General features: G+C 35.4%; 25 protein-coding genes and 1 pseudogene. 20 read left to right on the forward strand and 6 right to left on the reverse strand.

The window, feature by feature from the left end; translation table 11 throughout:
• Window positions 1–41 precede the first annotated feature (41 nt).
• From OB_RS01590 to OB_RS01605, 4 genes are all read left to right on the forward strand, one after another.
• Window positions 42–932 carry an ABC transporter ATP-binding protein gene (locus tag OB_RS01590; RefSeq protein ID WP_011064673.1) on the forward strand — a complete coding sequence of 297 codons (891 nt, stop codon included), beginning with the start codon at window positions 42–44 and terminating at the stop codon, window positions 930–932.
• Entirely contained in the window at window positions 904–2,049 is a 1,146-nt protein-coding gene (locus OB_RS01595) for an ABC transporter permease (protein ID WP_081427486.1), read from the forward strand. Before OB_RS01590 ends, OB_RS01595 begins: the two co-directional genes overlap by 29 nt.
• Window positions 2,046–3,326 (forward strand): ABC transporter permease, encoded by a 1,281-nt coding sequence (locus OB_RS01600; RefSeq protein WP_011064675.1) that lies wholly within the window; start codon window positions 2,046–2,048, stop codon window positions 3,324–3,326. Before OB_RS01595 ends, OB_RS01600 begins: the two co-directional genes overlap by 4 nt.
• 273 nt (window positions 3,327–3,599) lie before the next feature.
• A complete protein-coding gene (locus tag OB_RS01605) occupies window positions 3,600–4,430 on the forward strand; it encodes an NlpC/P60 family protein (RefSeq protein ID WP_011064676.1) in 831 nt (276 codons plus the stop codon).
• Between the two features lie 200 nt (window positions 4,431–4,630).
• On the opposite strand, the gene OB_RS01610 is transcribed toward OB_RS01605, so the two are convergent.
• Genes OB_RS01610 through OB_RS01620 form a run of 3 tightly spaced genes read right to left on the reverse strand, consistent with a single transcriptional unit; the run spans window position 4,631 to window position 7,476 of the window.
• Complete coding sequence (locus OB_RS01610) at window positions 4,631–4,960, reverse strand: thioredoxin family protein (protein WP_011064677.1); 330 nt, start codon at window positions 4,958–4,960, stop codon at window positions 4,631–4,633.
• A 19-nt stretch (window positions 4,961–4,979) separates the two neighbouring features.
• Entirely contained in the window at window positions 4,980–7,115 is a 2,136-nt protein-coding gene (locus OB_RS01615; RefSeq protein ID WP_011064678.1) for a heavy metal translocating P-type ATPase, read from the reverse strand.
• On the reverse strand, window positions 7,105–7,476 hold the full coding sequence (locus tag OB_RS01620) for an ArsR/SmtB family transcription factor (RefSeq protein WP_011064679.1): 372 nt from the start codon (window positions 7,474–7,476) through the stop codon (window positions 7,105–7,107). The genes OB_RS01615 and OB_RS01620 overlap by 11 nt, the downstream gene beginning before the upstream one ends.
• Window positions 7,477–7,638: 162 nt before the next feature.
• Here OB_RS01620 and OB_RS01625 point away from each other — a divergent pair, with 162 nt between their 5' ends.
• The 13 genes from OB_RS01625 (at window position 7,639) to OB_RS01685 (ending at window position 20,743) form a co-directional block, all read left to right on the forward strand.
• On the forward strand, window positions 7,639–8,556 hold the full coding sequence (locus OB_RS01625; RefSeq protein WP_011064680.1) for an aminoglycoside phosphotransferase family protein: 918 nt from the start codon (window positions 7,639–7,641) through the stop codon (window positions 8,554–8,556).
• Between the two features lie 7 nt (window positions 8,557–8,563).
• A complete protein-coding gene (locus OB_RS01630; RefSeq protein WP_041544423.1) occupies window positions 8,564–9,121 on the forward strand; it encodes a cysteine hydrolase family protein in 558 nt (185 codons plus the stop codon).
• Window positions 9,122–9,320: 199 nt separating this feature from the next.
• A complete protein-coding gene (locus tag OB_RS01635; RefSeq protein WP_011064682.1) occupies window positions 9,321–9,650 on the forward strand; it encodes a general stress protein in 330 nt (109 codons plus the stop codon).
• A 199-nt stretch (window positions 9,651–9,849) separates the two neighbouring features.
• Entirely contained in the window at window positions 9,850–12,279 is a 2,430-nt protein-coding gene (locus tag OB_RS01640) for an ATP-binding cassette domain-containing protein (RefSeq protein ID WP_011064683.1), read from the forward strand.
• Between the two features lie 170 nt (window positions 12,280–12,449).
• Window positions 12,450–13,628 carry a glycerate kinase family protein gene (locus tag OB_RS01645; RefSeq protein ID WP_011064684.1) on the forward strand — a complete coding sequence of 393 codons (1,179 nt, stop codon included), beginning with the start codon at window positions 12,450–12,452 and terminating at the stop codon, window positions 13,626–13,628.
• A complete protein-coding gene (locus OB_RS01650) occupies window positions 13,625–15,085 on the forward strand; it encodes an SLC13 family permease (RefSeq protein WP_050750199.1) in 1,461 nt (486 codons plus the stop codon). Before OB_RS01645 ends, OB_RS01650 begins: the two co-directional genes overlap by 4 nt.
• An 85-nt stretch (window positions 15,086–15,170) precedes the next feature.
• The gene (locus tag OB_RS01655; protein WP_011064686.1) at window positions 15,171–15,572 is read left to right on the forward strand and encodes a DUF3888 domain-containing protein; all 402 of its coding nucleotides are present in this window, start codon (window positions 15,171–15,173) and stop codon (window positions 15,570–15,572) included.
• Window positions 15,573–16,153: 581 nt separating this feature from the next.
• A complete protein-coding gene (locus OB_RS01660) occupies window positions 16,154–17,164 on the forward strand; it encodes a serine hydrolase domain-containing protein (RefSeq protein ID WP_011064687.1) in 1,011 nt (336 codons plus the stop codon).
• Between the two features lie 75 nt (window positions 17,165–17,239).
• Window positions 17,240–17,731 (forward strand): NUDIX hydrolase, encoded by a 492-nt coding sequence (locus tag OB_RS01665; protein WP_011064688.1) that lies wholly within the window; start codon window positions 17,240–17,242, stop codon window positions 17,729–17,731.
• 236 nt (window positions 17,732–17,967) lie between these two features.
• On the forward strand, window positions 17,968–18,438 hold the full coding sequence (locus OB_RS01670) for a GNAT family N-acetyltransferase (protein WP_011064689.1): 471 nt from the start codon (window positions 17,968–17,970) through the stop codon (window positions 18,436–18,438).
• Window positions 18,439–18,491: 53 nt separating this feature from the next.
• A complete protein-coding gene (locus OB_RS01675) occupies window positions 18,492–18,866 on the forward strand; it encodes a steroid Delta-isomerase (RefSeq protein WP_011064690.1) in 375 nt (124 codons plus the stop codon).
• A gap of 80 nt (window positions 18,867–18,946) precedes the next feature.
• Window positions 18,947–19,501, forward strand: coding sequence for a TetR/AcrR family transcriptional regulator (locus OB_RS01680; RefSeq protein WP_011064691.1), 555 nt, complete (start codon window positions 18,947–18,949; stop codon window positions 19,499–19,501).
• Window positions 19,502–19,573: 72 nt separating this feature from the next.
• Complete coding sequence (locus tag OB_RS01685) at window positions 19,574–20,743, forward strand: MFS transporter (protein ID WP_011064692.1); 1,170 nt, start codon at window positions 19,574–19,576, stop codon at window positions 20,741–20,743.
• Window positions 20,744–21,033: 290 nt separating this feature from the next.
• Here the strand turns inward: OB_RS01685 and hmpA are convergent, their stop codons facing one another.
• On the reverse strand, window positions 21,034–22,254 hold the full coding sequence (gene hmpA / locus OB_RS01690; RefSeq protein ID WP_011064693.1) for an NO-inducible flavohemoprotein: 1,221 nt from the start codon (window positions 22,252–22,254) through the stop codon (window positions 21,034–21,036).
• A 132-nt stretch (window positions 22,255–22,386) separates the two neighbouring features.
• Here hmpA and nsrR point away from each other — a divergent pair, with 132 nt between their 5' ends.
• The 3 genes and pseudogenes from nsrR to OB_RS18720 form a co-directional block, all read left to right on the forward strand.
• Window positions 22,387–22,830: a nitric oxide-sensing transcriptional repressor NsrR gene (gene nsrR / locus OB_RS01695; protein WP_011064694.1), complete on the forward strand. Its 444-nt coding sequence runs from the start codon at window positions 22,387–22,389 to the stop codon at window positions 22,828–22,830.
• A gap of 20 nt (window positions 22,831–22,850) precedes the next feature.
• Window positions 22,851–23,210 carry a DUF488 domain-containing protein gene (locus tag OB_RS01700; protein WP_041544074.1) on the forward strand — a complete coding sequence of 120 codons (360 nt, stop codon included), beginning with the start codon at window positions 22,851–22,853 and terminating at the stop codon, window positions 23,208–23,210.
• Window positions 23,211–23,248: 38 nt separating this feature from the next.
• A pseudogene (locus tag OB_RS18720) lies at window positions 23,249–23,377 on the forward strand (ATP-dependent Clp protease proteolytic subunit); the annotation flags it as partial.
• Between the two features lie 120 nt (window positions 23,378–23,497).
• On the opposite strand, the gene OB_RS18845 reads toward OB_RS18720, so the two are convergent.
• Window positions 23,498–23,677, reverse strand: a complete 180-nt coding sequence (locus OB_RS18845) for a hypothetical protein (protein WP_152023686.1) — start codon at window positions 23,675–23,677, stop codon at window positions 23,498–23,500.
• Window positions 23,678–23,976: 299 nt separating this feature from the next.
• The gene (locus OB_RS01705) at window positions 23,977–25,134 is read right to left on the reverse strand and encodes an acyl-CoA dehydrogenase family protein (RefSeq protein ID WP_011064695.1); all 1,158 of its coding nucleotides are present in this window, start codon (window positions 25,132–25,134) and stop codon (window positions 23,977–23,979) included.
• Between the last annotated feature and the right edge of the window lie 78 nt (window positions 25,135–25,212).

Consider the following 25,212-nt stretch of genomic DNA (forward strand, 5'->3'; position numbering starts at 1 on the left):
GAAGATTAGTAAAGGTATATATACCTGTATATTTGTAAGGAGTGATTGTAATAGCTGTTTTAAAGTTAAAAGAGGTATCCAAAAAGTACAAATCTCAACAAGTTATTGACGAGATAAATTTAACGATTGACCACCCCGGGATTTGGGCATTAGTTGGTCCGAATGGAGTGGGGAAAACCACTTTATTAAATTGTATTTGTAATATTATTCCTGCTAGTAAGGGAGAAATTTATCTACTTGGGGAATCAAACAAAAATTATCAGGTATTTAAGCAAGTATCTTATCTCCAGGATAATACAGTGTTATTTCATTATTTATCGGGATACGATCACTTGAAGTTTGTTTGTGATATACATAAATTGTCTAAGAGTCGCATAAAGGAAGTTGCCGAATATGTTGGAATGGATAGTTATTTACATAAAAAGGTTGGGGATTATTCCCTTGGGATGAAGCAGCATTTACTGCTGGCAATCTCCATTGTTAACAGACCGAAGCTTTTGTTCATGGACGAGCCGTTAACAGGACTAGATCCATCCAGTGCTATTCTTATGCGAAATATTTTACTCGAATTAGTAGAGCAAGGAACAACTGTAATTCTTTCCTCTCATAATCTAGCTGAAATTGATCGTGTGACGAATAACATTATTTTTTTAAAAGATGGAAAGCTGGTTGAAGTAGACCGATTAAAACATATGGAGACTCAGTACATATTCAAGTTATCAGATGAGGATTTAGGAAAACGTCTGTTCACAGATGCCGGATATACGATTCAAGAAAATAGCAGTAATGGTATGAAGGTAATTATGGAAGAAAGTAACTTAAATCAGTTCATCCAAAATATACAGAATAGTGGGATATCTATATTGGATATTCAAAAAGAAGTTTCGGGATCTGAAGAGTTGTATGAAACATACTTCGGTAAGCGAGGCTGATGAAATGAAGATATTATTATTTGAATGGAAGAAACTGTGGAAATCAAAAGCATTCATACTTCTTCTTTTGGTCAGTATGATACTTATCGCTGGATTATTTATACGTAACTATATTTATCAGGACATTGTAAAGTCGCAAAAAATAGAAATGTATCAAGACCATGCTTCGAATGTTCTTTCACAACTAATGGGTGATCAGGAAGACAGAAGAGAAATTGGTGAAGGTGTAGACCCGATATTGGAGGAAAAGGTTGAAGTCGGAAGTTCTTTATATGGAAAACACGAAGAATTAATAACCGCAATTAATGAAGATGAAGAAATTACCGCATTACAATTGGAAAATGAAACCTATGATTTGGCAATAAAATATCATTCATTAGAGAAGAACTATCCGTTATCAAAAATAGATATGGAGGATGAAATTAGACTAAATGAAGAGTTATTGATGAAACAGTTACCAAAGGAAAATTTGAATGCGTCTATTCAACCTGCCGTATTTATGAAGCAAGTCATTCAACTCTTATTAAATACCTTTGGGTTTCTTATATTAATCGTTATTATTGGAACGCCGATGATCAAAGAATTTGATGATAATACCATTCGGTTGACCTATGGTTTACCCATTTCTTCTCGTAGAATGGTTCTATCCAAATGGGGCGGCTTAGTTCTAAGTGGAATGACTTGGTTTGGGATCGTTCTTTTATTTACTTATTTCATAGTTGCCACTTTTGGGAAGGAATTACCCAATCCGTTCGAGTATCCGTTTTATACTGAACAAATGAACTTTATTCTAGGAGAAGACTATATTCAGCAATCGATTATATTCGGAATGCTCTACTTGTTAACACTTACAGCGTTATTTGTATGGCTGATGTTTTTAATGAAAAATACATTAGTTGTACACCTAGTAATCTTGTTTTTATTCTTGATTAATTTTTTGGTAATCAAAAGTGGCTTCGTATACCCGTTTCTACCATGGAGTTATCAAGAATTGGATGTTGTAACCTTACAGCAGAAACAAGCCTCATGGATAGGGGTTTTTCTTAACATAGGTATTACGACGCTTCTACTTCTTTTAGCTATTACATCTAGCAAAAGGAGGGAGTACGTAAAATGAATGTATTTAAATTTGAATTTAAAAAACTATTTACAAGAAAGTTGATATGGTTTTTTATAAGTTTAAGTATTTTCGCTATAGTGGGAATCTATAGTTTGAATTGGATCCTAACGACGAATGTCGAAAAACAAGGATTGACCTATTATGATCAACAAATTAATTGGTGGATGCAGGACATACAGTATTGGGCTACCGAAAAAGAGAAGGCTATGGAGGCGGAGGATGAAGCATTAATAGAAGAAGCTACACTGATGGAAGATGATGCTCGTTCTAGACATCAAAGATATAGTGATTTAAAGGAAGCATATAAGAATGGAGAATGGTCTAATATTTATAAAGGAAATTTAGAAGGCTTAGAGATTCTTGCATATCCACCTCCTGACCAACCAAGTGGTTCTAGCTTTGAAGAACAGCCAATATCCAATTTTACCTTGCGAGCAAGTTATGAAGAAATAAAATATTTATTGGAGCACAATATTGATTCATTTGGATCCAAGAGTCCAGACTCTATGTTTCTACCAACAATTTATGATGATTTCAGTGGGAATACACTAGAGAAATGGGAAGAAAGTACAAAGCGATATAGTAAACAAGGTATATATTTCTTCTATCAATTGATACAAAGCTTTTATATTCCTATTGTCATTTTAGTTGGTTGTTTTATTTTTGGAAATACACTTTCGCTTGAAACAACCAAGAAGCGTCCTAATTTACAATTTTATAAAACTCTGCCTATAAACCAATCAAAGCTTTTTTTAGTAAAATATCTGACTGGCTATTTAGGAGTCTTTCTTTTTCTACTTCTGATGATAGCAATACCGATATTAGTTGGAACGATCATTGGTGGTTTCGGTGATTTAGACTACCCGGTACTGGTTTATGACGGATATACAACAGAATACATGGAAGTCAATGCAGTAGAAGACACATTTCATTTTATAACTTTGCAGGAGTATTTAATTCGTACTTTCCTATTTACAGTGTTTATGAGTTTGTTTATATATTCTATTTATTACTTTATTTCTCAATTTATCAAGGAACCTATCTTTAACGTAATACTGGTTGGCTTAATTGTTTTTGGAGTTACATTAATTCAACATCCATACAATCCGTTGAGTTACTTAGATATGGATAAGGTACTTACTAATGAAGTGCAGTTGCAGTTGTTAAATACTGATTATACGTATATTACTGGGTTAATAGTGAACATAGTGTTAAGTATTATTTTCATATGGACTAATTTTATAACATTTAAAGTGAAAAAGGATAAAACATGATATTTATTGGGGGTACAACGAGATTTTTAATTTAATTTTAATTGGATATTTTTAACATTCAGTTAAAATCTTGCTATTTACCGGCTTTGTTTTCCATGTTTAAGAAAAAAAGACTAGATAGTAGTAAAATAAATTGTTATTTCTCCTTAAACTCTATGTTAATGCACTGTGATTTTCATATGATAGATTGGGTACAGTGGTAAAATATGATGGATTTTGTCGATAATTATCATATTTTAACTAGTATAGTAGAGAAATAAAGGAGGAATAACGTTGGCACAGACCAATCTATCAGCTAAGAAATATGTGCTTTCTACAGCACTTGTTACTTCATTAGCTCTAACACCTGTTTTTGCAGGAAGTGTGTTTGCTAATGCTGGAGCAGGAGCGTCGGAGGGAGATATACCTGCTAGCGAAAGTAACCTACCGAACGCAACAGAGCAAGAAGAAACTTCACCTAGTGTGGGACTAATTCAGCGCGGAGATGTAAGTTCTGCAGTAGAAGATTTGCAAGAAGAATTACAAGATCAAGGTTATTATACATATAACATTGATGGAATCTTTGGCCCAATTACTGAAGAAGCAGTAAGAGAATACCAAGCAGACCAAGACTTACAAGTGGATGGTATTGTAGGACCAAATACGAAAGACGCGTTGGCAGTACAAAATGAAAATTCTGATGAAGAATTGAACATTGTAGAAAAAGACGAAGATGAAAATACATCAGAGTCTGGAGACATCCAATCTGATATTGTTGCTGCAGCAGAGAGTGTTGTAGGTACTCCATATGTATGGGGTGGAACAACTACAGATGGTATGGATAGTAGTGGATTTATTAACTATGTATTCGATCAAGTAGATATTGATATTTCTCGTACGCATAGTGAAATGTGGGAGAACGATGGAGTACATGTAGACTCTCCTGAAGTTGGAGATGTTGTATTCTTTGAAGGAACTTATGACACTGAAGGAGCTTCTCACAGTGGTATCTATATTGGTGACGGTCAAATGATTCACGCTGGAAATGATGGTGTAAGTGTTGCTGATTTCACTATTGATTACTGGCAAGATCATTACATTGGCGCGAAATCTTTCACTGAATAATACAATCTAAAATTAGTATGATTACTCATTGAAAAGAGGCTAGTAAAATCTAGCCTCTTTCTTTATAGCTTTAGTAGCAATGAGTGTGTTATCTTTTTTCTATCTTATAATCTAGGCAGCTACAATAACCATACTCAAGGAGTTTTTCTTGATAACGTCTTAAATTTATTCAATACATGTCTAATTAAACTGGGTCCTTGCTAGATATCAATTATAGCTCGTTCTAGGTTTTCTTTTAACTGTTCTATGCGAATGAATCGACTTTCTCTAAATAATTCTTTTTGGTCCTTGAGCAAAAACATAGTAGGTACCGTAAATACCAAATATTCCCCTGCGATTTCTTTCACTTCATCTGCATCTACTTTTCCTAATTGAATTTGTGGGTAGTCACTTAATAATTCTTGAACCCTTGGCCATACGGCATGACAAACGCTACAGTTTTCTCTAGAAATATATATGAATGATAATCGGTTGTCTCTTGTAAATTCTCTAACCATTTCAATAGAAGTTAGCTGTGTATAATCCTTCATACATTGACTCCTTTATAGTTTATACATCATCTTTTACTCGAAGTAATCGTAAGCTGTTAAGCGTTACGATTAATGTAGCACCAATATCTGCAAAAATCGCTAACCAAAGCGTTAACCATCCTGGAATAACGAGCAGTAGGGCTGCTAGTTTTATGCCTAATGAAAAGATAATGTTTTCTTTAATAATTCGTAGCGTTTTACGACTCAAGTTCATTGTATATGGCAATTTATTAAGGTCATCTGACATTAATACAATATCAGCGGTTTCTAAAGCGGTATCGGTACCTGCACCACCCATGGCAATACCTACAGTAGAAGCTGCAAGTGCTGGAGAATCGTTAATTCCATCTCCTACCATCGCTGTTTTTTGATCGTTGTTTGTTAACTCTTTAATATACTTCAACTTATCTTCTGGCAATAGATTTGATTTAACATTGGTAACTCCTACTTGCTTTCCGATAGCTGAAGCAGTGTTTTGGTTGTCACCAGTTAGCATGACAGTGCTCATTCCAAGTTTATTTAGCTTAGTCACTACATGTTTTGATGCTGCTCTAACCTTGTCTGCGATGGCATATAACGAGAGAATGTCTTGATGAGTCCCTAGAATAATCACTGTTTTTCCTTCTAATTGCATATCTTCTATTTGTTGTACGATAGTCGGATCGATGGAGGTTTGTAACTCTTTAAAGAAATCAGGGCTTCCAACATAATAATCTTTGTTGTCTATCGTAGCTTGAACACCTTTTCCTGTGATCGATTTGAAGTTCTCCATCTCCACATTTTTGAAGGTAATATTATCCTCATTTGCTTTACGTATAATCGCAGCAGCTAGTGGATGCTGGGATCCATTTTCAATTGCGGCGATGAGTGATAAGTTAGAACCTTCCTCGCCTTGATAGGAAACAATATCCGTAACATGTGGCACACCTTCTGTTAATGTTCCTGTTTTATCAAAAGCAATTGATTGTAATGAACCAGTTTCTTCTAAATACACGCCACCTTTAATTAATACACCATTTTTAGCAGCATTACCGATTGCAGTAACAATCGCAACGGGTGTAGAGATGACAAGTGCACAAGGGCAACCGACGACTAATATAGCTAAGCCTTGATATATCCATGTACTCCAATCTCCTGTAATAGCAGAAGGAACAATCGCCACCATGAGAGCAATGAGCATGATTACTGGAGTATAGTACTTAGCAAATTTATCTACGAAAGCTTGTGAAGGAGCACGTTCTGCCTGTGCCTCCTCAACAAGATGAATAATCTTGGAAATAGTAGTGTCTTCCACTTTTTTCGTAACACGTATCTCTAATAATCCATCTTCATTAAATGTACCTGCAAAGACTTCATCATCTGTCATACGAGCAACAGGAATGCTTTCACCTGTTATAGCTGATTGGTTTACAGACGAAGAACCTTTTATGACAATGCCATCCATCGCTATCTTTTGTCCTGGTTTCACAATCATAATATCGTTTATCTGTATATCGTTGACATCGATTGTTTGCTCTATATTATCTCTGCGTATAAGCGCTTCGTTTGGTGCAATGTCCATTAAGGACTGAATGGATTGTCTTGCTTTATCCATAGAAAATCGCTCTAATGCTTCACTTATCGCAAATAGAATGACGACAGCTGCACCTTCTAACCATTCTCCAATTAATGCTGCACCAATAACGGCGATCGTCATTAATGTATTCATATCGAACTGGAATTGGATTAAATTCTTTAGTCCTTTCATAAATAGAGAATATCCGCCAATCAGAATTGCTGCACCGAAACCTATAGTGGGGATAATGCTTTGTTCATTTAAGGAATAACTAGCGATAAGACTGATAACAATAATAAACGCGGCAATATAGAGACGGATATTATCCTTTTGTTTCCAAAAGGAAATCGTTTTCTCGGATTTACGTTCTCTATCGTTTGTGATTTTGAGATTTTCGAATGATCCTGCTTTTTCTAAATCTTGTATGGTTGTGTTTCCCTCTACATATACCTTTGATGCTCCAAAATTTACTTGGGCATTCTCTACTCCGGGTAATTTTCTTACGTTGTTTTCAAATTTTGCTGCACAGTTCGTACAACTTAACCCCTGTATTCGATATGTTTCTACATTAGGACTAGAATTAATTTGACTATGAGACATGATTTTCCACCTCTTGATGATGGATTAGTGCTATGGATACAAGTTGGCGAATATGATCATCATCTAGAGAGTAGAAAGCGAGCTTTCCTTCTTTACGGTACTTCACAATTCCTTGTTTATATAACGTTCTCAAGTGATGAGAAGCTGTTGCAACTGATGTCTCGATGATATTCGCAATATCACAAACACATAGATCATCTTCTTCACTTAAGGCGAAGGTGATCTTTGCTCTATTTTGATCAGATAAGGCTTTGAATATCTTTGCCATACCTTCTAAATCATTGTTTTGCATTTTGACTTGAACACGATTAACCTTTTCTTCATTATGACAATATATATCGCAAGTATCTTTCGTTATCATAAGATTCACGTCCTTATTCAAATATTCATTTGATTGTATTGTAATACTAAATTTATTTATATTCAAGTATTCATTTGAATGTTCGTTTGTATACGTTTGTAAAGGAAAAAGAGGATAAAGATAGAATAGTAGTAAGTAGAGATGGGTTAAAGGGGGGATAGGATGTTTAATCAAGCATTATTAAGAAGAATACCAGAATTACGTGAATGTATGGAGATTATTCAAATTGAAAAAGGATTCTCTGCAGATAAGAAATATATAATTCATACAGAGAAAAATCAAAAACGATTACTGCGTATATTTGATAACGCAGAGTTAAAACAGAAACGTCAAGAATTTATGGTGCTAAAGAAAATGGAAGAAAACCAAATAGCCTGTTCAAGGCCTATTGCCATTGGAGAGGTGGATCAACTAGGGTATATGATAACTTCATATATCGAAGGAGAAGATGCGGAAATAGAAGTCATCAAACTATCTGAAGAAAAGCAATTCCAAGTTGGTGTAAAGGCAGGTAAAGAACTCAAGAAGATACATCAACTCCAAGCTCCCCCACAGATTTCTTCTTGGTACTCGAGAAAGGTGACCAAACACCAAAGGTATATGGAAGCTTATCAAAATTGTGGGGTACAAGTAAAAAATGATGAAAAAATTATTCGGTTTATTGAAGGTCATATGCATTTAATGAAAGATCGTCAAAATTCATTTCAACACGATGATTATAACCTTTCTAATCTGATTATTAATAATGGCGTGTTTGCGGGAGTAATAGATTTCAATCGATACGATTGGGGGGATCCCGTTCATGAATTCTTGAAGATTGGTATTTTTAGCCGAGAGGTTAGTATTCCATTTTGTATTGGACAGATTAAAGGTTACTTCGGTGGAAGAGAACCAGATGAAGTATTTTGGCAATTATATTCACTTTATCTTGCAATGTGTGTGTTCTCGACAGTTGTATGGACATTGAAAACAATCCCGGATAACTTGGATGACATGCTAGATAAAGTATACACATTTCTAGAGGATCACAATTATTTTGATGAGATTGTACCAAAGTGGTATAGAAACGAAGGAGTGTAGTGATTTGATCAAGCAACTACTACTAATTATAGATGTACAACAAGATTTAGTGGATGGAAATGATACAGAACAACCTGTTTTTTTGAAGGAAGAACTTATAAGTACTATTAATGATGTGATTGAAAAAGCACGTAATGAAAATATGCCTGTTGTATTTGTCAGAGACCTTGATGTGGCGGGAGGTAGTGGAGAAGGATTTGACGTTCATCGCAACATACATGTACCGGAAAATGCGAGGTTTTTTAATAAATCGGCAACAAATGCTTTTTACGGGACTGGTCTATTAGAGTATGTAAAGGGAGAGAAGTTCAACCATTTAATTATTATGGGCTGTGAAACACAGCATTGTATTGATAGCGCTGTTCGAACTGCGACGATTAATGGCATGGATGTAACGCTTGTTGGAGATGGACATTCAACGAAAGGCAATGAAGTGTTAAGTGGAGAACAAATTATCCGGCATCATAATACCACACTTCATGGCCATTATAATGTAGACCATTTTTCCGTCGTTCGGAATTCGAATGAGGATTTATTTGTTCCTACACATGATAACTATAGGTGATAGAGAGGAATTAATATATGAGTACAAAAATTATCGAATTATTAAATGAAATATATTCGATTCATTAACTGAACTTGGAGCTATTGATTAATAAGCAATCTATTATTAGTTGGTGTGTTTTACCTTTCATAAAAATGATTAACTTTATTAAAACTGGGAATACAGATTATATAACCAAATTTAATAGGAGGTAAGTATCATGCCATTTGTAAAAGCTTATACAAACGATGAAACGCTAGAAAAGGATATTAATACTTTAAAAGAAAGTGATATTAACTCTAAAGAAATTTTTGTGTTATCCCATGATGATGACCGTACAGCACGGATCGTAAGTAATACAGATATTTCAGGAATTGACTATAATAAAGAAAATATCGGATCCTTTGAAAAACAAGGTGATGAATTAAGAGAGAAACTTATTGAATTAGGAATAGCAGACGCAGAAGCTCACGAATTTGAAGAGGATATGGATGAAGGAAAAGTCTTCTTAATTGTAAAAGACGAAAGAGCAGAAACGGTGCTAAAATAATGATTGTAATTTGAAAATCGCTTGGAGATTAGGCTTCAAGCGATTTTTACTGTCTAATTTTTATGGTAGATTCAACTTATACAAACGATGGTGGAAGAAACTTATAGTACAAATTAGAAGATAGCCCCCACACCATACTTGCATCGCTTGATTTTTAAATATATAATGATTTTTCTGCAATAGAAAAGGAGGTAAGTCAATGTCAGAATGGATTTATATTGACAATGCGAACGAGCATAATCTAAAGGGTATTAGTTTACGTATCCCCAAACGTAAATTTACCGTGATCACGGGAGTCTCGGGTTCAGGAAAATCTACACTTGCACACGATATTCTATTTAATGAGTCACAGCGCCAATATTTAGAGGCGATGGGGATGCAAGGAATTGAAAAGCCCAAGGTAAACCATATTAGTGGTGTATCCCCAGCAATCAGTATTAAGCAACAAGAGACATCATCCAACCCTCGTTCCACTGTTGGTACAAAAACAGCGATGTATACAAGTTTAAGAATGATCTATGAAAAACTAGGCATCCGAAACTGCCCGAACTGTCAAAAAGAAGTTAACCCCACAAAAGCAATTGAAGAAACCGAGCATGTAGATGGAGAATTTACTGTTTATCAAATTTGTCCCCACTGTACACATAAGTATAAAAAACTTACACGAAGTCATTTTTCATATAATACTATTGAAGGAGCATGTCAGACATGTAAAGGAATCGGAGAAGTTATCCAAATTAATATGGATACGTTATTTGATATGGAATCCTCCATAGAGAATGGAGCTGTAGCATTATGGACAGGCCAATATCTTGATTACCAATTATCAAATATTAAGACCACCATGGATTACTACGGAGTTCCTCTGGAAGAACAAACGCCACTCCAAGAATTTAATGAATTGCAATTTGCTCTACTCTGTCATGGGACGAGTAGTGAAGAAGTTCTAGCTCTTACAAACATAAAAGAACCAAAAACAGTTTCAGCTGGAAAATTTCAAGGTGTGTTGACAAATCTTTGGCAAAAATACCAATATAAACAAGGTGATATGGGTAAAGAATCTATCTTCTTTTATAGTGACACATGTTCGGATTGTCATGGTACAAAATTGAATAAACAAAGTAGAACAGTAAGCGTCATGAATCGTTCTATCACTGATATAGCAACATTAGACTTAGATCAATTATTGGATTGGGTGGAAGAGTGTTATGAAGAGCTTCCTGATACAGAAACGAATGCTGTAAATGTGTATTTACAAGATATTAAAATAAAACTCACAAGAATAAAACGCTTGGGGCTAGGGTATCTCACCTTAGAACGTGGAACAAGCACTTTATCTGGTGGAGAAAGTCAACGGATAAGATTATCAGCAATTTTAGATTCAGACTTAACGGATGTTGTTTATATTATAGATGAGCCTACAGCTAGTCTACATGCGAAAGATACAGAGGGAATTATCACTATACTTAAACAGCTAAAAGAAAAAGGAAATACGGTTATTGTTATTGAACATAATACAGATCTAATGCGAGAAGCAGATTATCTAGTTGAAATTGGTCCAAAGGCAGGTCGCTTTGGAGGGGAATTAATTGGCCAAGGGTCAATAGAAAGTCTAAATAATACTGAAAGATCCTTGTTAAAAAACTATCTTGAAAATAAAAGTGAGCCGAAACAAGATGTTAGAAAAACAGACACGTATATTGGGGTAGATAAAGTAACACATCATAATCTGAATTCGGTTAGTGTAAATATCCCTACAAACATGCTGGTTAGTGTTACAGGTGTGTCAGGTTCCGGAAAGTCTTCACTTATCTTTGATGTAGTAGGAGAGAAGAATTCCAAAGTACAAGGGGTAGACCAGTTTGATGAGGTAATAACCATTAATCAAACAACTATTTCAAAGATGAAACGATCTAATGTGGCTACCTATACGAACGTATACACGGATATACGAAATGTATTTGCGAAGCTGGAAGATAGTAAAGCGCAAGGATTTACTTCAAAACACTTTTCTTTTAATACAAATGGCGGAAGATGTGAGACTTGTGAGGGATTAGGGTATGTAATGAGTAATATGCTATTTTTTAATGATATGGAAGTAATATGCCCAACTTGTAAAGGAAAGAGATTTAAAGAAGAAATTCTGCGTATTACGTATGAAAATCATAGTATTAGTGATTGCCTAGATCTGTCAGTGGAAGAAGCTTTTGAAGTATTTAAAGGGGAAGCTAAGATTGTAAAAGTACTACAGTTATTAACAGAAATTGGCTTAGGATATCTGAAGCTTGGACAATCCTTAACAACATTATCAGGTGGTGAAGGACAGCGGCTAAAGCTATCAACTTCCTTAATGAAGAAATCGAAGCAGAACACATTATTTTTATTAGATGAACCATCCACAGGCCTTCATCCCTACGATATACAATACTTGTTAGAACTGTTTAACCGGTTAATTGATAAGGGAAACTCTGTCATTATGGTTGAACATAATATTCGTATGATCCAGGCCAGTGATTGGATTATTGACCTTGGTCCAGAAGGTGGAATTAAGGGTGGACGTATAATGGCAGAAGGGACTCCAAAAGAAATTAAACAAAATCCTTTATCTATAACAGGGAAATATCTATAAATCTTTATGAAAAAACCATCTACTCTAAAACTAAGTAGATGGTTTTTTGTGCATTAATTTACAAAATTAACCATATTTTAATCTATTTCTAAGAAAGCCTTAATAGCTATCTCATTATTCATCATTAAGATATTGTTTATAACTTAAATGATGATATTGGAGGCTATCTTATGAAAATTGTAATCATACCATCCGGATTTAAAGAGTGCCTGAACGCAGAAGAAGTTGCGAGCTCTATGGATACGGGCATCCGTCGATTTGATCGAAATGTAGAAACAGTTGTCATTCCAATGATTGATGGTGGGGAAGGTTTTGCAGAAACCATTATCAATATTAAAAAAGGAAAACTTATTTACAAGAAAGTCACTGGTCCGGTAGGCGAACAGATAATGAGCCATTTTGGAGTATATAAAGAGAAAGGGATAAAAACTGCTGTAATAGAAATGGCAGCTGTTGCAGGGTTAAAATTAGTTCCTCGTTCCATGCGTAATCCTTTGGAAACGACTACATTTGGTGTGGGCGAACTAATCACGGCCGCTTTAGACGAAAATGTCGATCATATTATTATCGGGTGTGGTGATTCGGGAACTTCTGATGGGGGAGCTGGAATGGCTCAAGCGTTAGGTGTTCAATTTCTCAATCAACATCATCAGTTATTGGATATCCGTGGAGGTGGCGACTTAAGTCAAGTCGAACATATTGACCTCTCTCATTTGGACCAAAGAGTAGCTAAAGTGAATATTGATGTTGCTTGTAATTGGCATAATATTCTTTGTGGTGAAAAAGGAGTGGCCCGTGTATTTGCTCCACAAAAAGGCGCTACGCCTGAAGAAGTAGAAATTTTAAGTGATGGTTTAGAACACTATGCGTCTTTGATCCAGGAAGCAATGGGTGTTGATGTTAGAGTCATACCGGGAAGTGGAGCTTCAGGTGGTCTAGGAGCGGGATTGCTTGCCTTCACAAATGCTGTGCTACATCCTCGCTATGATATTATCATGCAATATATTCAGCTTGAAGATCATATTCAGGGTGCTGATTTGGTTTTAACTGCGGAAGGATGTTTAGATGGCCAAACGCCAAATGGAAAAATACCATCAGAAGTTTCGAGGATAGCCAAATTAGCAGGGGTCCCGGTGATTGCTATTACCGGTACCATTGGCGAAGGAGCAAGTATTAATTACACAAGTGGGATTGATGCGTATATAAGTATTATCCAAAAACCGACTTCATTAGAAAGTGCTATGGAAGAAGCAGCTATTTGGATTGCGGATAGTGCAGAGGCAGCGATAAGACAAATACAAATAGGATACAACATTGCACAACGCAAATATAAACGGGATGTAATATGATAGGCGATACTCGAATAGAAAGAAGAAATGCGAGAATGTCTCCGATCACTAAATATTTTAATGGCATGTCTTATCGCTCTGTATTTCTATACAGTATATTCATCATTTTATTTGTAGCATTCTCGTTTACTAGATCGTTAGAGTACGAGGCAAAGGTTACGCTAATTATTTTTATTATTGCGATGGTATTATGGGTAGCTACGAAGCTCCCTGCTGGATATGTAGCACTTGGATCATTATTATCGATCATTCTATTAAAAGGAGCTAGCACTAGCTTATTATATGAATCATTTTCACTTGAAATAGTTTGGTTAATGATTGGAGCATTTATGATAGGTGAAGCGGTAAAACGTTCTGGATTAGCTGATCGAATGATGAACTCGATCCTACATCGCTCTACAAGTTACAATGGACTTTTATTTTATGTCATGGTAGCGCTTTTTCCATTAGCTATTTTTATTCCATCTACATCTGGGAGGGCTGCGTTAACATTGCCTGTTGTTAAGGAATTGGGTAGACGAATTAAGGATGAGAAACAGAAGCAAACACTTGCGTTGTTTGTCCCAATCATTATTTTGATGTCAACATCAGCTACTGTGATTGGAGCGGGATCACATCTAATAGGTATAGAACTATTAAACCAAACAACAGGGGATTCGATTTCGTATTTTAATTGGTTGATTTGGGGTTTGCCTTTTGCTTTGTTTATTAGCCTTGTTACCTACTTTGTAATAAAACTATATATGGTACGGCAAGGCTCTAATCCTGTATCCACGGAAATAGTCAGTGATTCAGTTGAACATGAGAAAAAAGCTATGACAAAAAAAGAGTCGCAAACCTTAATAATCATTGGCATTCTTGTTCTGCTTTGGTTAACAGAGGCAGTACATGGTTATGAAATTGGGTTTATTACTATTTTGGGGGCTATTGTTTTGATGACTCCTAAATATGGTCTGATTTCGTGGAGGCAAGGGATAAAGGCAGTATCTTGGAATTTGATTATATTTGTATCGGCTGCAACGGCTTTAGGGATTAACCTAGTGGAAACAGGAGTTGTTGGATGGGTTGAGGAACATATCTTTCAATTTATTTCAACATATTCTGGCTTCAGTCATTGGGGAATACTTTGTGTGATTCTACTCATTTCCATTACGAGTCATTTATACGTGACCTCCCATACGACAAGAGCCATTGTATTTCTACCTGGATTTCTTATGTTGAGTACGTCGTTAGATTTGAATGCTACCGCAGTTTTATTTTTAAGTTTGATTGGTATGAATTATTGTGTGACTTTTCCAGTTAGCTCTAAAGCATTGCTTGTGTATTTTGAACAGGAGGAAATGAACTTTGAAGCCAGAGATTTGATAAAGTTAAGTATGCTACTGATGCCTGTTTATTTTATTTCTATGTTGATATTCTATTATACGTATTGGTCATGGACTGGATTATCACTATAGAATTTTTTCGCACCGCGTTTTTAGTGGAAATATACCTTGCATAAGATCACCTTATATACAAACGATAAACAGAGGTGATTTTTCAATGAAAAGAATTGTTGTTTTAACGTTTTTCATTAGCGTATGTATAGGTGCCCCATCTGTTTTTGCAAAGCCCATTAATGAAGCGGATACGGATTTTACCAAGACTCTCGAATATGCACTTATCATTAGTCTCAGGGAACCAATTGACGAAGCGATTACTACCATATACAAAGATGATAAAAAAGCTCCAGAAGATTTAGAGTGGTCCGCAGATGAAGCAGAGATATTAAAGATTAAACAAATAGGCGACGTTGGAGAAGCATATGAAATCACATTGAAAGTGTTCCCATACTATGGTGATAAACAAATATATGGTGAAGATCTGCTTGTTGTTCAGGCTGGCGGAGAATTAGTAGAGTTTCATCATTTGGACACGTATCATGTAAAAGATGAACACAAATAGATTTGGTATTTACTTTAGTGAATCAATTTCATAATTAATATATTTAGTGTAAAATCCGTATGAAGCGTTGTTTGATTTCCATTGCAGACGGCCGCTTATTAGCAGGCACAGCTTCAACTAACTAGGAAAAGAAAACCTCTTTTCCTAGTGGATTTTAGCTCATTGCTCTGAGCAGGAGTCGCCGTCTTCCATTATAATCAAAGTCGATTTTCCACTGATACCTGAACATTAATAAAAATATTATTACTAATAATTCGTTGATAAAAATTGGTAAGTGTGAAATTGATTTAACAAAATATGAATTGCTCAGCGTAAATTTCAGGTCTCAGTATCAGTTATAACAAAGTCCATAAAGTCGCACTGTCCTCTAAATCGAATCTGAAATTCTAATATCCTCCTTTGAAAAACAATATGTAGTGTTTTTTATTAGTTGTTTATTTCAGAAAAATGAGAAATATGGTATTCTTACTGATAAAGAGGAGGAGATCTCCATGTGTAGATTCCAAGTGTGAACATCCTAACTAAATGATCCTTACCATACGTTTTTAAAAATACTAAAGGACATTTAGGAGGATATAATGATGAATAAAAAGATGGAGTATGTTGATAAAGTTGCGAATGATATTCAATTTTCAGGAACGTTTCATGTGAAAAATTCTGAAGGAATAACAACGAAAAATTATGGTTATTCCAATTATGCAGAAAGAATTAAAAACCAAACCAATACTCGTTATGGGATTGCCTCTGGGTGTAAAATATTTACATCTATTGCCGTTTGCCAATTAATTGAAGCAGGAAAATTATCTTTTGACACTACATTAAATCAATGCTTGGATTATGATTTTCCGTATTTTGATAAGGATATCACTGTTCATGATTTATTAACCCACACATCAGGCATTCCTGATTATTTCGATGAAGACGAGATGGATGATTATGAAGAACTGTGGGCGTCCATACCAATGTATCATATGCGGAGTCTAAAGGATTTTTTGCCGTTATTTAAAGGTATGAAGATGAAAGGAAAAGTCGGAAACGCATTTTCATACAATAATGCTGGTTATATTCTGCTAGGATTAATTGTCGAGAAGGTCTCTGGATATGTATTTGGTGATTATATCGAGAAGTATATATTTCAAAAGGCGGGAATGGAAGACTCTGGGTATTTTGAGATGGATGATTTACCAGGACGAACTGCATTGGGTTATATCGAAAAGCCAGACGGGGCTTGGAAGACAAATATATATTCTCTTCCAGTCAAATCTGCTTCTGATGGTGGTGCATATGTGACAGCTAGAGATATGGCTTTATTCTGGGATGCGCTAACACAGGCCCGACTTTTATCAAGAAACATGACAGACCTTCTATTAAAGCCTATAGTCCGCGTGGATGATGATATTTACTATGGCTATGCTGGTTATATGCAAGTAATCGAAGACAAAACAATTAAGCATATTCTGATGGGGTATGATCCAGGAGTTAATTTTCGATTTGTACAGTATCCTGACACATCGTTAATAATTGTCGTGTGTTCGAATAAATCAGAAGGTGCATATGAGATTCTAAACAAGATAGAGGATCTATTGGTATAAGTGTAAGGAGAGGCTGGGCATACAATTGTCCAGCCCTTTTAAAATTAACAAATTCTTGGGTAGGAGGAAGGCAATTTGACACCAACTAACGTAAAATGGGGAGATGCTAAGGTAAAGCTGACATGGGCACCAAGCAGGATGCTACCATCATTTCATCTAATTACAAGCGTGCATGGATTATGCTTTCAAGATGGAAAATTATTAATGATTGATTTGAAACAGCGTGGCTGGGATTTTACGGGAGGGCACATCGAAGTAGGAGAGACACCTGAACAATGCTTCCAAAGGGAAACACTGGAAGAAGGTTATGTAGAAGGGGACTGTTTGTTACTAGGATACATAATTGTCGATCATAGTGAAAATGAAAATTGGAGAGAGGGTAGTAAGTATCCAAAGGTGGGTTATCAAGTTTTTTATAAAATGAATGTTACTCACCTACATCCATTTGAAGCAACGTATGAATCGAACCGTAGAACGTTTATTCATCCAGCAGAAGCGAGCTTGTATCATCATAATTGGAATGTTATTTATGAAGATATATTGAAAGTTGCATTATCACTAGAATGAGAGTTAATGATATATGGTTATGACCTTTTCGAATGACATAATAGGTGAAAATCCACTAAGCTATGTGTAGATTGTCTTTTGGCGCGTCTTTGTTTTGAGTAACTATTCGTGATGAATGATAGTATGGATAGAATAAGGGTTTTACTCGACTATACCCCTTCTTTTTCAATGTTGAGTGCGAATTAATATTGGATTAGCATAGATATTTATCTATATAACGGAAAGGAGAAAAATAGTTGAAAATAAGGCACATCCAAAGTTCAGATTATTATACTATATCCCCATTGGTAAACGAGTGGTGGGGAGGCAGGAATATGTCAGATATGTTACCTAAATTATTTTTTAATCATTTTAATGATACGAGCTTTATAGTGGAAGACGATAAAGAAGTAGTAGGATTTTTAATTGGATTCTTATCGCAAAGTAAAAAGAATACAGCGTATATTCATTTTGTTGGAGTACATCCTGATTATCGTAATCAACAAGTTGCGAGAAGGCTTTATAATACTTTCTTTAAGATGATTCAACAGAAAGGAAGGAACATTGTCCGTTCAGTAACATCTCCGGTCAACAAAGGGTCCATAGCTTTTCATAAGCAGATGGGATTTGCTATCGAAGAAGGGGATAAAGAAGTAGACGGAATCGAAGTTGTCTCCAATTACGATGGACAAGGGCAAGATAGAATCTTATTTATGAAAAGGGTTTAGAACTGAACAACTAAGTAAATAGGATAAAAAAAGGACGGAAGCGGTGATTTTACATGCCAACAGAGCAAGAAATGAAAGCAAGCCTACAAAAATATCTAGAAGGATTTAATGAAGGGAATTCAGAAAAAGTAATTTCCTTATTTGCAGAAGATGCACGTGTAGAAGATCCTGTTGGAAGTGAGCCTTTAAAAGGAAAAGCCTCGATTACGACATTCTTTCAACAAGCTATTCCATCGGTGAAAAGATTAGAATTAGCTGCACCAATACGTGGATCACATGGTAATGCAGCAGCTATGGCATTTAATATATACGTTGAAATGGAAGGAAAAGGCGCAGTTATTCGCTGTATTGATGTAATGACATTTAATGATGACGGATTTATTATTGATATGAAAGCATATTGGGGACCAGAGGATGTACAATCATAATTTAAATTGTTTAATTGTACGGGAAAGTAATATATGTTAGTCTTTAAGTGTAATGATCGTTCTATCTAAGGAGGGTAAGCATGAGGAAATCAAAGAAAAGAGAAGATTTATTGGATGCAGCTGAAGCCCTTTTTTACAAACAAGGATTCCATACGATTGGTATAAAGCAAATTTTGAATGAAGCTAATGTGGCGACAATGACAATGTATAATCATTTCGATTCAAAAGAAGAATTAATTACGGAAGTATTAAAACGTAGGGAGGAAATCTATTTTGATTTATTAAGGTCTAATACTTCTGAGCAAACAGATGTAGAGAGCTATATAGAATCGTTAATTGATTTTCATATTGATTGGCTTGTAAAGGATGGCTTTAATGGATGTCTGTTCTTACGGGCGAAACAAGAGTACGAAGGAATTAATGAAGAGATTACCTCACTAAGTGTGGAGTATAAGCAGAATCTCATTGATAAAATTAGTCAAGACCTGGCTAGATTGAATATGGATGATAACTATTCTGCCAGTATACAAATCACACTTATCTTAGAGGGTGCGACATCCATGTTTCAAATTTTGGATACGGAAGCGACCAGAAGAGAAACCAAAAATGTGGCATCGAAGTTGATTGGAAAATAGATGTTGATCTATTTTCTTTATTTTAAGCTTTTTACTATAATGAACGTTCTATCTAAATAAGGAGGATGCACAATGAAATCAAGGACATTAATAATGGCTGGACTACCGATGATAGCAGTAACGTATGGTTTATCTAGATTCAGCTTTGGATTGATGCTTCCATACATTCGTGAATCATTAACAATTAGTCAAAGTGTGTCGGGAGTTATTTCATCACTATCGTACTTTGCGTATTGTATTGCTATTATTATGGCAATGATTTTTGCAGTTAAAATTGGTTCCAAAAATATCATAATGATAGCTGGTCTTTTTTCTATCACCGGATTAGGATTGATCGCTGGTTCGAATAATTCCTTATTGTTGGGTATGGGAGTGTTCATTGCTGGGTTAAGTACTGGTTTAGCTTCGCCGCCTTATGCAGATATTGTTAGTACTAAAATAAATACGGATAAAAAAGATCAAACAAACTCTTGGATAAATTCAGGAACAAGTATTGGAACTGCGTTTACAGGTATGATTGCACTTACGATGACGAATGATTGGAGACAGGTATATATTATTTTCGCAATCGTAGCTTTCGCAGTTTTACTAGTAAATTATTTCAGTCTTCCACGTAAAAATATTTCTAAAAAGGAGGCATCACCATTATCATTTTTTCCTTACAAACAGGAGTGGAAAAATGCTATTGGATTAATTAGTGCTTCTATTCTTTTAGGTATCTCTAGTGCCGTATATTGGACCTTCTCACGTGATTATATAATTGGAATTGAACAACTACCTACCTTATTAGGCGATTTATTTTGGGTCCTTATTGGACTATCTGGACTTGCTGGTGGTACGGCGGGTTACTTTGTTTCCAAAATAGGACTATCCAAAGCGTATGTTATAACAGTAATTATGTTATCGACCGCTTCTTTATTATTAGGGTTATTTCCAACTAATACGTTAAGCGGGATTATTTCTCCAATCCTATTTGGAAGTTCTTATATATTTGTAACAGGATTACTAATTGTATGGGGTACAAATACTTTTATTACTAATGCATCGTTTGGGTTAGGTGTACCATTTTTATTATTAGCTTTAGGGCAAGTGTTTGGTTCGATTATTGCTGGAACAATAAGTGAAGCGATGGGGTACCCATTCTTGTTTATTTTCTCTGCTCTTATAGGCTATCTAACAATTTTTATTTGGCCGAAAGCAAAGAATAAACAGGAAACGGAACAATTAAGTGGTTTACATTGATGACTTAGTAACTGGCTGGAAAAGTAATTTGTTCATGACGTAATGACATTTAAGGATGAACCATATATGATTGATTTATTGACGGACGGAGGATTGACTCGATTTTTCTAAAGAGGTGGTATTTGTTGAATAAAGAAGTTGTTGGTAAATGTAAGATATGTGGAGACAACGTTTATTGTTCAGGTGGTTTTGTAGAAGGAGTTTTACAAGATGATAGAACACTTTTGTGTTTAAACTGCGCAGGAAGGGGCAAAAAGGATTGACACTCGACTGTCAATCCTTTTCCATTGTTACTTCGCAATAGGTTCGAGAGGTCCAAATAATTCCATATGAATATCGTTTTGAGCAATGTTCATATTTTGTAGATCATTGTTTATTGCACTCATAAAAGGCTTCGGCCCGCACAAGTAAAAGGCAGCATCTTTTGTAGGGATAACTTCTTTTAACCATTCATAATCGATATAGCCTTGTTTATCTCCATCTGTACGATTCGTTGGGTTACTATATACAACATACTGCTTCACTTGTTCTTTAGATTTTGCTATTTCAGAAACTCTTTTTCTCATCGCTTGATGGTCGATAGATTTGGCAGCATGAATGAATACTACATTCCGATTTGGCTGATGTTCTACAACGGATTCTAACATACTCATGATGGGAGTTAATCCAACTCCACCACTAATTAAAACTAGAGGACGGTGGTCACGTTCGTCTAAAATAAAATCACCAGCAGGTGCACTGATTGGTAAAACAGATCCCACTTCCACAGAAGTGTGAAGATAATTAGATACAACTCCAATCGGTTGATTTGAAGCTTCTCGTTTTACACTAATACGATAATAATCTTTCCCTGGTGCCGTTGATAAGCTATATTGTCGTAAATGAACATAAGCTTCACTTTCTATCTGTGCTTTTATCGTAATATATTGCCCAGGTATGAAAGTGGTGATTGGTAAATTATCATCCGGCTTGAGATAAAAAGAAGTAATCTCCTTACTTTCTTTTACTTTTTTAATAACTTTAAAATCACGAAAACCGGTCCATCCACCGATCTGGTTCTTTTTCTCGTTGTACATCTCTTTTTCTACGGATATAAAGATGTCCGCGATAACAAAGTATGCTTTTTCCCATGCCTCTATAATTTCGTCAGTAGCTGCATCTCCTAATACTTCCTTGATCGCTATTAACAGGTATTTACCAACAATAGGATATTGTTCTGGTTTAATATTTAAACTGACATGTTTATGTGCAATTTGTTTAACATGTGGTAAGATTTCTTCTAATTTCTCAATGTTTGCTGCAGCAGCGTATACCGTATTTGCTAGTGCTTTCGATTGGGCTCCTTTCCGTTGATTTGTTTGATTAAAGACATTTTTTAGTTCTGGATTGTTTTCTAAAAGTATCTTGTAAAAATGCTTAGTTATGGCTTCTCCGTGCTCCTTTAATACTGGTACGGTAGCTTTAATAATTTCTGTCGTTTTTTTGTCTAAAAGTACGGTTGTGTTTGACATGAAATCACTCCTAAATAAAAGATGTATTTTCTATACATCTTTTATTTTATACGATTACATTCTAAATACAATAAGTCTAACGCAACCATGTGTTACAATAATGTGAAAGATATAGCAAGTAGGTGTTAAAAAATGAACTTAAAAAAATATACCGATTATGCACTACGAGTTTTGATATTTACCGGTTTGAAATCGGATCAAGAGCTTGCGAATATTAAGGAAATAGCTGAAGTTTATCAAATTTCACAAGAACATCTGCGGAAAGTTGTGCATGAATTAACAAAAATGGAATTAGTTGTGACGATTCGTGGAAGAAATGGTGGGATAAAGCTAGCTAAACCAGCTTCAGAGATAAATATAGGACTTTTAATTAGACAGTTAGAGAATGATTTTGTTTTGTTGGAGTGCTTTGATAAAGGGACAAACCATTGTGTTATTTCTCCAGGATGTACACTCAAACACGTGATTAATAAAGCATTGGTAGCTTTCTTTAAGGTACTAGAAGAATATACACTAGAAGATTTAATTAAGAATGAAGAAGAGTTACTAGCACTCATGGGAATAGAAAAAGTATAATTGATAGAGGAGGGGATAATATTCCAATTGTCTTACAAAGAATTTATGAAGACTCGCAACCCGACGGTTATAGAGTTTTAGTTGATCGAGTATGGCCAAGAGGAATCTCAAAAGCGACTGCTAATTTAGATGACTGGGCGAAAGATGTTACCCCGAGTCCAAATCTTAGAAAGTGGTTCAATCATGATCCAGAAAAATTTGATCAATTTAAAAAAGAGTATAAAAAAGAGTTACTTGAAGATCAATCAAAGATAATGAAATTATTAGAGTTAAAAGAAATACAGGAAAAGCAAAATCTGATTTTGCTTTATGCAGCGAAAGATAAGGAACATAATCATGTTTTGGTTTTAAAAGAGGTTTTGGAGAATTATCAGCAGTAACTACAAATTTCTCACCTTGGAAGCACGATGGTCAGGCAACCGGAATTGATATTTCTGCCAAGAAGATAATTAAATTAACAGAAACAATCAATCAAATAATTGTTGATCCTTCGGGCCAGTCATGTAGTAAATGTAAGAAAAGATCATTTCGAATGAATTGGAATTGAAAACCCGCTTCAGAAATATACTGCGCTTTCCGTGGGCGGCTGGTGAGCCTCCGGATGCTCCGCATTCCGGGGTCTAACCTATGCCTCACTCCCACAGGAGTCTCCGTATATTTCTTACGCTTATATAGCTTTTATTCGTTTGTGAGAAAAATATTTTGGTTCTATGTCAAATGTGGTGGTGGGTTGAATCAACCCATCACCTTTTTCATTTCCTTGTTGCCATAGGATTTTCTTCTTTAATCTCTCGAAGCCTTTGATTCCATAAGAATTGCGTTTTATTACTTTAATCGTGTTGTTCACACCTTCACATTAGTATCTTTTATCCCTAACATTTCTATGATAAAATGGTTTTGCATTCGTTCTCTCTCCTTTGCCTTTTGTGTCGCAACTTTAGGGTATCAAAAGAGAGAGAACGGTGCATTTTTTACATCTTTAAAACATTGACAGGACAAGAAGCACCACCACATTCATTGTAGAGCCAATATTTTTAAAAACATTTTATTGAATGAATAACATGAAATCTGTTCAAGAAAAACAACCTCCTATAGTCATAATAAGTCCAAATACGAACTTTATGAAAATAGGAGGTTACATATGAATTAGTTATTCTCTTTCATTGATCTATCAGCTAATTGCATCATTGTCATATCATCCATCGGAGGATTGTGCAATCCCGCTCGAACGTCTCGATAGTAGCGTTGTAGATTGTTTTTCTCTGATAAGCTTTTTGCTCCAACAATCCGCATAGCTAAATCAACGGCATGAACAGCTTTATTAGTAACCGATAGTTTTGCTGCACCAAGTTCAGGTCCCATCGCAACACGAATGTTTTCATCGCCATTATCCCATTGTTGTGCAATGGAATGAAGGAAATGCTTAGATTCCATTAATAACAATTCAAGGTCACCCATCTTTTGTTTTACATTAGGTAAATCAGATATAGTTCCTTCAATACTGTTTGGTGAATAATTCATGGCGAATTGTACCGCTTCTTTTTGCGCTGCCTGTGCGATTCCTAGATAACAGGCAGGTATGTGAAGTAACCAACCAGCTGGTTTTCTTTTCTTGTTTGATAATATCTCTACTAAATTTTCTTCATCTAGGTGAACATTCTCTAATACTAAATCGTGACTTCCGCTGCCACGCATTGCAATAGAATCCCACGTCTCTTCTACGTTCACGCCCGGTCTATCTCGTTTGATTAAGAAATTGCCGACTTCACCTGTCTCATCAATAGTTGCACTAACAACAAAGTAGGTAAGAATTGGAGATAGTGTAGTGAATGTTTTTCTGCCATTCATTATCCACTTGTTACCTTGTTTAATCGCGTGTGTCTCTGGTTTACCGCCTCTGGTCGGGCTGCCAGTAGCTGGTTCTGTTGCTGCATTGTTGAGTAGAGCTCCGTTTTGAATAACATCATTTGCTACAGTGGAATAGACATCTTCATTCCATATTTTGTTTTCACCAAGATATTTCATAATCCCCATATGCCAACCGATTGATAAAGCAGTAGAGCCATCTGCCTGTGCGATGATTTCTTGATAGGTCAGTAATTCATCTAAGGTTATCCCGGCGCCTCCGTATTCCTTTGGTATGGTCAAACTAGGATAACCAATTGATTGTAAGTCTTTATAGTTTTCAAATGGAAAAGATACGTCTTTATCATGCTTTTGTGCGCGTTCATTAAATGGCGCAACAGTATTTTTTAATAATTGTATGCGTTTTTCAGTTGTATTGAGTTCGAGTAAATTATTCATTATTTAGGACCTCCTCTATAATGCCTAGTAAGTCAATAGGTATAATTCTTATTATTTCATTGTTAAAAATAAAATTCA

Origin of the sequence: Oceanobacillus iheyensis HTE831, from assembly GCF_000011245.1 — a bacterium.
Taxonomy (GTDB): domain Bacteria; phylum Bacillota; class Bacilli; order Bacillales; family Amphibacillaceae; genus Oceanobacillus; species Oceanobacillus iheyensis.

Bases quoted from the DNA above. Each gene is read 5' to 3' on its own strand.
- OB_RS01595 (WP_081427486.1), top strand. From the start codon at position 904: ATGAAACATACTTCGGTAAGCGAGGCTGATGAAATGAAGATATTATTA.
- OB_RS01600 (WP_011064675.1), top strand. From the start codon at position 2,046: ATGAATGTATTTAAATTTGAATTTAAAAAACTATTTACAAGAAAGTTG.
- OB_RS01610 (WP_011064677.1), bottom strand. From the start codon at position 4,960: ATGAAGGATTATACACAGCTAACTTCTATTGAAATGGTTAGAGAATTT.
- OB_RS01615 (WP_011064678.1), bottom strand. From the start codon at position 7,115: ATGTCTCATAGTCAAATTAATTCTAGTCCTAATGTAGAAACATATCGA.
- OB_RS01620 (WP_011064679.1), bottom strand. From the start codon at position 7,476: ATGATAACGAAAGATACTTGCGATATATATTGTCATAATGAAGAAAAG.
- OB_RS01625 (WP_011064680.1), top strand. From the start codon at position 7,639: ATGTTTAATCAAGCATTATTAAGAAGAATACCAGAATTACGTGAATGT.
- OB_RS01635 (WP_011064682.1), top strand. From the start codon at position 9,321: ATGCCATTTGTAAAAGCTTATACAAACGATGAAACGCTAGAAAAGGAT.
- OB_RS01640 (WP_011064683.1), top strand. From the start codon at position 9,850: ATGTCAGAATGGATTTATATTGACAATGCGAACGAGCATAATCTAAAG.
- OB_RS01645 (WP_011064684.1), top strand. From the start codon at position 12,450: ATGAAAATTGTAATCATACCATCCGGATTTAAAGAGTGCCTGAACGCA.
- OB_RS01650 (WP_050750199.1), top strand. From the start codon at position 13,625: ATGATAGGCGATACTCGAATAGAAAGAAGAAATGCGAGAATGTCTCCG.
- OB_RS01655 (WP_011064686.1), top strand. From the start codon at position 15,171: ATGAAAAGAATTGTTGTTTTAACGTTTTTCATTAGCGTATGTATAGGT.
- OB_RS01660 (WP_011064687.1), top strand. From the start codon at position 16,154: ATGAATAAAAAGATGGAGTATGTTGATAAAGTTGCGAATGATATTCAA.
- OB_RS01675 (WP_011064690.1), top strand. From the start codon at position 18,492: ATGCCAACAGAGCAAGAAATGAAAGCAAGCCTACAAAAATATCTAGAA.
- OB_RS01680 (WP_011064691.1), top strand. From the start codon at position 18,947: ATGAGGAAATCAAAGAAAAGAGAAGATTTATTGGATGCAGCTGAAGCC.
- OB_RS01685 (WP_011064692.1), top strand. From the start codon at position 19,574: ATGAAATCAAGGACATTAATAATGGCTGGACTACCGATGATAGCAGTA.
- hmpA (WP_011064693.1), bottom strand. From the start codon at position 22,254: ATGTCAAACACAACCGTACTTTTAGACAAAAAAACGACAGAAATTATT.
- nsrR (WP_011064694.1), top strand. From the start codon at position 22,387: ATGAACTTAAAAAAATATACCGATTATGCACTACGAGTTTTGATATTT.
- OB_RS01705 (WP_011064695.1), bottom strand. From the start codon at position 25,134: ATGAATAATTTACTCGAACTCAATACAACTGAAAAACGCATACAATTA.